The sequence below is a fragment of the Shigella sp. FC1967 genome, from assembly GCF_001743005.1.
Classification (GTDB): domain Bacteria; phylum Pseudomonadota; class Gammaproteobacteria; order Enterobacterales; family Enterobacteriaceae; genus Proteus.
On sequence record NZ_MIIZ01000338.1, the window covers coordinates 1 to 237 of the forward strand.

General features: G+C 38.4%; 1 protein-coding gene. It reads right to left on the reverse strand.

Annotated elements, in window-relative coordinates; genetic code table 11:
• On the reverse strand, window positions 1–237 hold a 237-nt coding region (locus tag BHE89_RS03050), incomplete at both ends, for an Hsp70 family protein (RefSeq protein WP_171742441.1).

Consider the following 237-nt stretch of genomic DNA (forward strand, 5'->3'; position numbering starts at 1 on the left):
TTTTTATCTTTCGCTGATACATGCAAGATACCATCAGCATCGATATCAAAAGTCACTTCGATTTGTGGCATACCACGTGGTGCTGCTTGAATACCATCTAAGTTAAACTGACCCAGTGATTTGTTATCACTTGCACGTTTACGTTCACCTTGTAATACGTGAATAGTTACAGCAGATTGGTTATCTTCTGCGGTAGAGAACACTTGGCTATGTTTAGTTGGAATTGTGGTATTTTTT